Here is a 3569-nt window from a genome sequence, read left to right as displayed (position 1 = left end):
CTTTGGCGCGGTTTTCGGCTGGTAGGTTCGCTTCGGTGGGGTCGTTCGGTTTGGCGCCCACCCCCCTCCCCCCCCCACGCCGCCGTGACGCCGCCGGCCGTGGTGGCCGCGGCCGCCGCCACGCTGGCCCGCGGCGCTGTGCCGCCGGCGCGCGTTGCACCGGCCGCGCCGGCGCCGCTGGCGGCGCGTCCAGCCGCCGTGCCCGCGCCGGCCGCCCCTGTTACCCCTGTTACCCCTGTTACCCCAGTTACGCAGGCGGCCCCGGCCGCCGCACCGTCGACGCCGGCCAGTGCGGCGCGCGCCGCGCTCGACGCCGCGCTGTTGGCGGCCCGCGCCGCATCCAAAGGCAACGGCGGCGGCCGCTCGGCGCCACCGCCGGCGGCCGCTCCGGCTCCGGCGCCAGCCGCCCCGGCCCCGGCCCCGGCCCCGGCCCCGTCCCCGTCCGTTATGCGGGCTCCGGCCGCCGCGTCGGCGCAAGCCGCCCCCGCGCGGCCGATGCCGCCGCCGGCGACGGCGCCGACAGCCCCCGCGCCATGGGACGACGCGCCCGCGGTGGCGGTAAGGGACGGCGCGGCTGAGGTTGCCGCGCCGGTGCGCCAGGTTGCGCCGCAGCAGCAGGCCGAGCCGGATGACGACTTGCCGCCCTGGGTTACCGAATTTTCCGACGACAGCGCCTCGGCGGCCGTGCAGAGCGCGCCGGCCGAAGCCGCCCCGGTGGCGGCGCGGCAAGCCGTTCCGGCGCCGGCGCAGCGCGCGCCGTATGTGCTGGTGCCGGTGCCCGGCCTGGAATGGGACGGCGATTGGCCGGCCGTGGCGGCCGTGCTGCCGCTGCGCGGCGTGGCCCAGCAACTGGCGGTGCAAGCCGAACTGATCGAATGCCAGCACGACGGCCACAGCACGCTGTTCCGTCTGCGCGTGCCGATCGATACCTGGCGCAGCCCGGCCAACGTCGAGAAGCTGGCCGCCGCCTTGAGCGAGCGCTTCCAGCGCAAGGTCGGCGTCGACACCGAACTGGGCGCGGTCTGGTACACGGCCAGCGCCGAGGCGCAGGCGCACCGCGAAGCCTGCCAGCGCGAAGCCGAGGACACCATTGAACACGATCCCTTTGTGCAAAGCATGATGCGCGACTTCAACGCCACCGTTGTGCCGGGCTCGATCACGCCGGCGCCCGCGGCGCCGCCGCACTAATTAAATAATTTCAATCTATCCAACCTTACGGAGCACACCATCATGATGAAAAACCAATTGGCAGGCCTGATGAAGCAAGCGCAGACGATGCAAGACAATATGAAGAAGGCGCAAGACCAACTGGCGCTGGTGGAAGTCGAAGGCCAGTCCGGCGCCGGCCTGGTGAAGATCGTCATGACCTGCAAAAACGACGTCAAGCGCGTCTCGATCGACCCGTCGCTGCTGGCCGACGACAAGGACATGCTGGAAGACCTGGTCGCCGCCGCCTTCAACGACGCCGTGCGCAAGGCGGAAGCCACCTCGGCCGAGAAAATGGGCGGCCTGACCGGCGGCATGAATTTGCCTGCCGGCTTCAAAATGCCATTCTGATGCACATCACGACGCAGCGCGCGCGGGGTCGCCTCAGCCATGTCTAAGGCGCTCGAGTTCTTGACCGAGGCGTTGCGGCGCCTGCCCGGCGTCGGCCCCAAGTCGGCGCAGCGGATGGCCTTCCACCTGTTGCAGCACGACCGCGAGGGCGCCGCCATGCTGTCGCGCGCGCTGTTCCAGGCGGTCGACGCGGTGCACCACTGCGCCTTGTGCAACACCTTCACCGAACACGAGGTGTGCGAAAACTGCCTCGACGGCGAGCGCGACAAGCGCCTGCTATGCGTGGTGGAAACGCCCGCCGACCAGTTGATGATCGAGCAGACGCTCACCTACAAGGGCCTGTACTTCGTGCTGATGGGACGCCTGTCGCCGCTGGACGGCATCGGGCCGAAGGACATCCACCTGGAAAAACTGCTGGCCCGCGCCAACGACGGCGTCGTCGGCGAGGTGGTGCTGGCCACCAACTTCACCAACGAGGGCGAAGCCACCGCGCACTACATCAGCGAAATGCTGAAGGCGCGCGGGCTGCGCGTCAGTCGTCTGGCGCGTGGCGTGCCGGTCGGCGGGGAACTGGAATACGTCGACGCGGGCACCATCGCGCGCGCGATGCTCGACCGCAGAAGCACTTAAAACATCCATGGAAAAAAAGAATTCGGCCGGCCCGCTGGCGGGCATCAAGGTCTTGGAGCTGGGCACCCTGATCGCCGGGCCGTTCTGCGCCCGCATGCTGGCCGAGTTCGGCGCCGAGGTGATCAAGATCGAGGCGCCCGAGGGCGGCGACCCGATCCGCCATTGGCGCGTGCTCAAGGACGGCACCTCGCTGTGGTGGTCGGTGCAGGCGCGCAACAAGAAAAGCCTGACCTTGAATTTGAAGGACGCCCGCGGCCGCGCCATCGCCCGGCGCCTGGCGCTGGACGCCGACATCATCATTGAAAACTACCGGCCCGGCGTGCTGGAGAAGTGGGAACTCGGCTACCAGCAGTTGAAGCTGGAAAATCCCTCGTTGATCATGGTGCGCCTGTCCGGTTTCGGCCAGACCGGGCCGATGAAGGACTTGCCGGGCTTTGGCGCCATCGGCGAATCGATGGGCGGGCTGCGCTACGTGTCGGGCCATGCGGACCGGCCGCCGGTGCGCGTCGGCGTCTCGATCGGCGACTCGGTGGCGGCGTTGCACGGCGTCATCGGCGCGATGATGGCGCTGCGCCACCGCGACGCCACCGGCGGGCGCATGGCCGCCGGCAACCCGGGCGGGCAGGGGCAGATGGTCGACGTCGCGCTGTACGAGGCGGTCTTCAACATGATGGAGTCGCTGGTGCCGGAATTCGACCACGCCGGCGTGGTGCGCGAGCGCACCGGCGGCGCGCTGCCGGGCATCGTGCCGTCGAACACCTACACCACCGGCGACGGCGAGAACATCGTCATCGCCGGCAACGGCGACGCCATCTTCAAGCGCCTGATGCTGGCCATCGGCCGCATCGACCTGGCCGGCGACGCGCAACTGGCGCGCAACGACGGCCGGGTCGCGCGCACCGCCGAGATCGACGAGGCCATCGGCGCCTGGTGCGCCGGGCGCGACATCGACAGCGCGCTGGCGGTGCTGAAGGCGGCCGACGTGCCGGCCGGGAAAATCTACTCGGTGCGCGACATGATGAGCGACCCGCAGTTCCTGGCGCGCGAGATGTTCGAGCAGCACCACTTCGCCGACGGCACGCCGGTCAAGCTGCCGGCGATCACGCCGAAACTGTCGGAGACGCCGGGCCGCACCAAATGGCTGGGACCGGAGCTGGGCCAGCACAACGACGAGGTGCTGCGCGGTTTGGGCTATGACGAGGCCGCCGTGGCCGAGTTGCGCCGCGATGGGGTGTTGTAAGGCGCCGCGCCGTGTCGGGGGGGGGGGGGGGGGGGGGGGGGGGGGGGAGACCAGAAAAAAAAAGGAAAAACACCCCCCCCCAGCCCCCCGCCCCCCACAAACCCACCCGCAACCAAGCCCCACACCACACCACAGTACGGAT

Annotated in this window: 3 protein-coding genes and 2 pseudogenes; 4 read left to right on the top strand and 1 reads right to left on the bottom strand. The window is 70.0% G+C overall.

Annotated features, from left to right (window positions below; all coding sequences use genetic code 11):
- The 4 genes and pseudogenes from ACFDR9_RS27195 to ACFDR9_RS27180 all read left to right on the top strand — a co-directional run.
- Positions 1–1188 (top strand): annotated as a pseudogene (locus tag ACFDR9_RS27195) (DNA polymerase III subunit gamma/tau); the annotation flags it as partial.
- 42 nt (positions 1189–1230) lie between these two features.
- Positions 1231–1557 carry a YbaB/EbfC family nucleoid-associated protein gene (locus ACFDR9_RS27190; protein WP_017876747.1) on the top strand — a complete coding sequence of 109 codons (327 nt, stop codon included), beginning with the start codon at positions 1231–1233 and terminating at the stop codon, positions 1555–1557.
- A gap of 39 nt (positions 1558–1596) precedes the next feature.
- The gene (gene recR / locus ACFDR9_RS27185; RefSeq protein WP_026132886.1) at positions 1597–2187 is read left to right on the top strand and encodes a recombination mediator RecR; all 591 of its coding nucleotides are present in this window, start codon (positions 1597–1599) and stop codon (positions 2185–2187) included.
- Positions 2188–2194: 7 nt separating this feature from the next.
- Positions 2195–3427: a CaiB/BaiF CoA transferase family protein gene (locus ACFDR9_RS27180; RefSeq protein WP_409033006.1), complete on the top strand. Its 1233-nt coding sequence runs from the start codon at positions 2195–2197 to the stop codon at positions 3425–3427.
- On the opposite strand, the pseudogene ACFDR9_RS27175 reads toward ACFDR9_RS27180, so the two are convergent.
- Positions 3379–3569, bottom strand: a pseudogene (locus ACFDR9_RS27175) (hypothetical protein); the annotation flags it as partial. The gene ACFDR9_RS27180 and the pseudogene ACFDR9_RS27175 overlap by 49 nt on opposite strands.

Origin of the sequence: Janthinobacterium sp. CG_23.3 (assembly GCF_046115965.1) — a bacterium.
Classification (GTDB): domain Bacteria; phylum Pseudomonadota; class Gammaproteobacteria; order Burkholderiales; family Burkholderiaceae_D; genus Janthinobacterium.
The sequence above is the reverse complement of the archived record's forward strand: the minus strand, read 5'-3'. Positions and strand labels throughout refer to the sequence as shown.